This is a genomic window from Mycobacterium sp. (assembly GCF_032162605.1).
Classification (GTDB): domain Bacteria; phylum Actinomycetota; class Actinomycetes; order Mycobacteriales; family Mycobacteriaceae; genus Mycobacterium.
Window position 1 is genome coordinate 1 of the sequence record NZ_JAVROT010000403.1, and the last position, 4788, is coordinate 4788.

At 61.1% G+C, this 4788-nt stretch carries 5 protein-coding genes; 3 read left to right on the plus strand and 2 right to left on the minus strand.

Annotated features, from left to right (window positions below; genetic code table 11):
• The 3 genes from QOI01_RS22900 to QOI01_RS22910 all read left to right on the plus strand — a co-directional run.
• On the plus strand, positions 1-1127 hold a 1127-nt coding region (locus tag QOI01_RS22900), incomplete at its 5' end, for a GMC oxidoreductase (RefSeq protein ID WP_526385007.1).
• 79 nt (positions 1128-1206) lie between these two features.
• Positions 1207-1767 (plus strand): YdcF family protein, encoded by a 561-nt coding sequence (locus QOI01_RS22905; RefSeq protein WP_526385009.1) that lies wholly within the window; start codon positions 1207-1209, stop codon positions 1765-1767.
• A 54-nt stretch (positions 1768-1821) separates the two neighbouring features.
• Entirely contained in the window at positions 1822-2415 is a 594-nt protein-coding gene (locus tag QOI01_RS22910; RefSeq protein ID WP_526385015.1) for an LbetaH domain-containing protein, read from the plus strand.
• On the opposite strand, the gene QOI01_RS22915 is transcribed toward QOI01_RS22910, so the two are convergent.
• Both QOI01_RS22915 and QOI01_RS22920 read right to left on the minus strand, forming a co-directional pair.
• Complete coding sequence (locus tag QOI01_RS22915) at positions 2348-3700, minus strand: lipopolysaccharide biosynthesis protein (RefSeq protein ID WP_526385011.1); 1353 nt, start codon at positions 3698-3700, stop codon at positions 2348-2350. The two genes, QOI01_RS22910 and QOI01_RS22915, sit on opposite strands and share 68 nt — an antisense overlap.
• Positions 3697-4590: a glycosyltransferase family 2 protein gene (locus QOI01_RS22920; protein ID WP_526385013.1), complete on the minus strand. Its 894-nt coding sequence runs from the start codon at positions 4588-4590 to the stop codon at positions 3697-3699. Before QOI01_RS22920 ends, QOI01_RS22915 begins: the two co-directional genes overlap by 4 nt.
• Between the last annotated feature and the right edge of the window lie 198 nt (positions 4591-4788).

Below are 4788 nucleotides of genomic sequence, written 5' to 3' on the forward strand. Positions count from 1 at the left end.
AACGAACCCTTGGCGTGCATGGAACGCCCGCCGGCATCGCAAACTGCCCTGACGGCCACTTCATCGGCCCTGCTAAGACGACAGAGATCGAACAAGCGTTTCTGAACAACGTCGAGAAACGACTCCCCCACATCCGCGTGACCCACGGGAGAACCGTCAAATACGACCACGAGCGAATTCCGCTACCCCTCAGACTCGCGCTAGGGACCGGCCTCCTCGACGTTCGGACAGACGCTGTCGTGAGCCGATTGCTGATTGACGATCGGTCGGGCAAGGCGACTGGCGTTGAATACGTAGACCGGTCCGCGGCGACTACGCACGCGATTTACGGCAGGGTAGTCGTTCTCTGCGCATCCGCGATCGAGAGTGTACGAATCTTGCTGAACTCCACATCAACAAGGCATCCGTCGGGTATCGGCGGATCGTCTGGCCATCTCGGTCGCTATCTTTGCGACCACGTCGCGTATACGCAGACCGGTGTGGTATCTGAAAGAGATGCCGAGGATTCTCCCTTTGAAGACGGGTTCGACTTTGCGGCGACGGGACTCTACATCCCGAGCTTCTGCGAAGAGGAATCAACGAACTTTCCTGGCGGTTACGGAATTCAAATCGGGATAGGCCGGGGTAAGCCGACATGGGCCATGTTCGCCCTGGGTGAAATGCAGCCGCGATACGCAAATCGTATTTCACTCGACCCGACCAAAAAGGATGCATGGGGCATTCCGGCGGCCAGGATCGAATGCACTCATTCCGAGGATGAAGTCAACATGGTCGCGCACATGCGCCGGAGGCTGCCGGAAATTGCCGCCGCCGGCGGCCTGCCGGTCGACACGAACCTCGATCTCGGGCGCGGAAATATTGCCTTCCGAATGCTCAGATCTCGCGTCTTTGCGGACTACGGCGCGTACTGGCCTGGTGCAGCCATCCACGAGAGTGGTGGTGCCCGCATGGGTGAGAGTCCGAACAACTCGGTATTGAATTCCTTTGGGCAATGTTGGGATGCCGACAATGTGTTCGTCACCGACGGCGCGTGCTTTGTCTCATCGGGATTTCAGAATCACACGCTAACGCTGATGGCCCTGACTGTACGCGCATGTCAGTTCATCGGTCGGGAATATCTACGGTGAAAAGCCGAATGAGGCGTCCACTCCACGTATCCGCGGTGGCCGGTTGCACAGTGCAGCTTGCCGCGGGTCGGGTTTAGCGATGCTGAAGCCGGCTGGAAATCGGCGCCGAATCAAGCGCGTGCTGGCGGCTTTCTGTCTAGTGCTCATCACGATCGTGGTCGCCGGGGTGCCGTTATACGTGCGACCCCAGGTCGATCGACTGCGCCATGTCGACGCGATACTGATTCTCGGCGGGCCGGACTACGCCAGGTACACCTACGGCCTCGAGCTGGGCTCGGCGGGTTGGGCGCCCAACGTCGTGATATCGAATCCGCACGCCGAGAACGACCCGTGGCTCACGCGTCTCTGCGCGACCCCCCAGCCACGGTACGAGTTGAGTTGCTTCACCCCTGACCCTCCGACTACGAAGGGGGAAGGGCGGGCGCTGCAGCGGTTGGCTTCGCAACACGGATGGCGGACGGTCATCGTTGTCACGTTGCGGCCCCACGTGTCCCGGGCCCGTTTCATTCTGGAGCAATGCTTCACCGGCGAGTTGGTGATGGTGGCCATTTCAGCTGATCTATCGCTCCCCTCGTGGATATTCCAGTACGTCTACCAGACCGCTGGGTATGCTCGGGCGATAATCCAACCCGGTTGTTGAAATGACCACGCTTCTCCACTCTATGATCGGTTCATGGTGCGGGACCGGCGGACGATGTTGCTCCATTTTGCGCGTGCTTGGGCGTATCCGTTGTGGCGCATCGTCATCCGCTCGAATGCCGCCGAGGACGTTGTCGAGGACATCGATTTCTGGATCAGATGTATCGACCAACCCGATCTACTTGCACTCGACCGCTACTCGCGATTCGCTTATCTAACTGCAGCGCTGACCGAGTTCCGAACGCTCGTTCATTACCGACTCCGCTCATCCCCATGGCCACTGCGATTCGTGCTGAACAAGCTGTACCGTCCGGCAACCGCGTTGGTGCTCGAAGCCGACCGGATCGGCCCCGCACTATTCATCCAGCACGGTGTCGGTACCGTCGTGAGCGTCGAGTCCATTGGTTCCCACTGCTGGATCAATCAGCAGGTCACCATTGGGTACAACGCAAAGGGTAGGCCGACGCTGCATGACGGCGTCCGAGTCGGGGCTGGGGCGGTCATCATCGGTCCGATAACCCTTCACGAGGGGGCGACGATTGGTGCGAACGCGACGGTCATCGATGATGTGCCCTCCGGAGTCACCGTAGTGGCTCCGACGGCAACGGTCCTTCGCCGGCGACAGCAGGACGGCGAAGGACGAGCCTAGGCACCCAGAGCAGATCGGGAAGAACCTGCACTGCAAGGATGGCCAGTGCAGACGCAAAGGCCACACCCACGGCGCCAAACCTCATTGCCACCGCGCAGCCCAGACCGATGCTGATGACGGCCATCGCTAGCGCCCACATTGCTTGCCACCGCGCCTCATCGGGCTTTGTCAGCAGCACTAAGGCCGGGAGGTGCAACGCTTGCCCCACCAATACGGCGCCGAATGCCAATGCGAGCCAAGCCGATACCTCGATTTGTCCACCAGATAGCACCGACGCTACCCATGGCCCGAGCGTCACCAGGCACAGGGCGCTGACTACCCCGACTGCACCGAATACGCCGGTGAGTCTCCGCCACATTCGAACGCTCACATCGGCGGCTTCTCGCCTCTTGACGAAGATCGGCCAGTAAGCCCACGCCGCGGTAGACAAGACCTGCCAGCCGATTGCGTACATCTGAGCCATCAACGCGTAGCGCGACAGCTCCTCAGGCGTTGAGAAATGCGCGAGCACGAGTCGCCCGCCCTGCGAGCCAATTGGTAGGCCAACGCCGACCAAGAAAAGCCACATGCTGCCGGCAAGCAGGCGGGAACCGGTCCGGGAAGGCGATACACGGGAAAACGCCGACCATCCCAGCCCGGACAGGCGCAGCGCCAACACCGTGCCCACCGTCTGACCAATGAGAAGACCGCCCAACGCAGAGACTGCGTACCAGATTCCGCTGGCATCAATGGTGTACAGGGACACGGTCAACCCGAGGCCGAACGCCGGACAGCTCATGAACACCAACGTGGCCAACGAATTGCGATTGAGACCGACTAAAATTCGGAGCCCGAGGCCAGCGGGAATGGTGAGCGCGAAGACGCACGCTGCGGCAGTGATTGCCCAGCGATCATCAGGGCCACTGGCGAAGCCGACGAGAGCACTCCAACCGTCTAGGGCCATGACGCCGAGGGCGACGGCAATGAGCAGAGCGGCCACGCCGAACAGCATTCGGTAGGCGCGACGGATTACGTCGACAGCGTTCTGGTCGCGGTTTCCGCCGACGAGCGTCGCGCTGGCACTGAGCACCGTCGCGCCGATCCCGAGATCAGCGAAGGGAAAGACCAACGCGATCGTCGCGACCAGCGAAACCAAACCGAACAGCGCCTGGCCGGTTTCGCGGACGATGATTGCCGTGTTCGCCAGCCCCAACAAAGCGACTACCGGTGTGCCGAGGATTCGGTAAAGCGTGCCGTGGAGCACCGCTCGACGCTCCTCGGGCGCGAGACGGCCCTGGCTCGTCATCGACGCAATGCCGACACGGCGTTACGCCCCGTGATCCTGGCCGCATTGAGGGCCGCATACGCGAGCGCGAAGGGGCCCGGCCTGCCATGTTGCAGCGCTGACCAAACCGCTCTCCGCACCCCACCCAACGATCGGGCCGACACCGCTGCACTGACCGGACTTGTACATAGATAGTCGCCGAGCAGGCGCGGGGATTCCGCACCGAGATATTTCAATCCCCATTGGATGTAGGCGTCGGTACGGTCGGACGGGTCCCGAGAAACTGATTTGCCATGGACGTTGTAAACGCTGAGCGTTTCGGGCAGTTGAATCACGTGGAGGTCCGGAATGGTGCGCTGCACCCTGATCAGCCAACTCGGCTCATCATGCGGTAGATCCACCGCGCCCCCCCATCGAACCGAACGGCCAAGAGCGGTGGGAAAGCAAAGGGTGGATGTCTGCAAATTGGCGTTGCCAAATCCCAGTCCATGGAAGCGAAACAGATACTGCGCAACAGACTCTCCCGGTTCGATGAGTCGACGCGGCCACCTTCGTTGCCGAGTGCCGGGACCCAGCACCAACATTCGTGATGACACGATCCAATGATCACCGTCGACAGAATCGGCTGCCGCTAGTTGCCGAGCGAGCTTGGTGGGCGACCACACGTCGTCATCATCGAGAAGTGCGATGACCGACCCACTCGCCGCATCGATGCCCAACTGTCGGCTCCGAGAGGCGTTGCCCTCGTCATCGCTTGTCAACATCACGATCCGGTCGTCGGCGGGGATAGAGGTGGTCACGCCCGCCTCCGCGACGACGATGATCTCGTCAACGCGATAGGTCTGTTCGATAACCGATTGCACGGCGCGCGTGAGAGACGGCCGCCCCATCGTGGCGATCACCGCACTCACGCTGGGCTTCATCGCGCGATCGACGAGTCAGATCGCGGCCCACGAAGGTGTATGGCCGAGAACAGCAAAACGATACAGGCGAACGTCGGAATTACGTTGTACAGCCACGGCCCATACATGAGATCCCAGATCCCTTGCAGAGAAACCGTTACCCCGAGCGGAGCCCACCGTCCGAGCCGTCTGAAATTCCACACGTTT

Excerpts from the sequence above, each read along its gene's own strand:
- QOI01_RS22905 (WP_526385009.1), top strand. The coding sequence starts at position 1,207 with ATGCTGAAGCCGGCTGGAAATCGGCGCCGAATCAAGCGCGTGCTGGCG.
- QOI01_RS22910 (WP_526385015.1), top strand. The coding sequence starts at position 1,822 with ATGTTGCTCCATTTTGCGCGTGCTTGGGCGTATCCGTTGTGGCGCATC.
- QOI01_RS22915 (WP_526385011.1), bottom strand. The coding sequence starts at position 3,700 with ATGACGAGCCAGGGCCGTCTCGCGCCCGAGGAGCGTCGAGCGGTGCTC.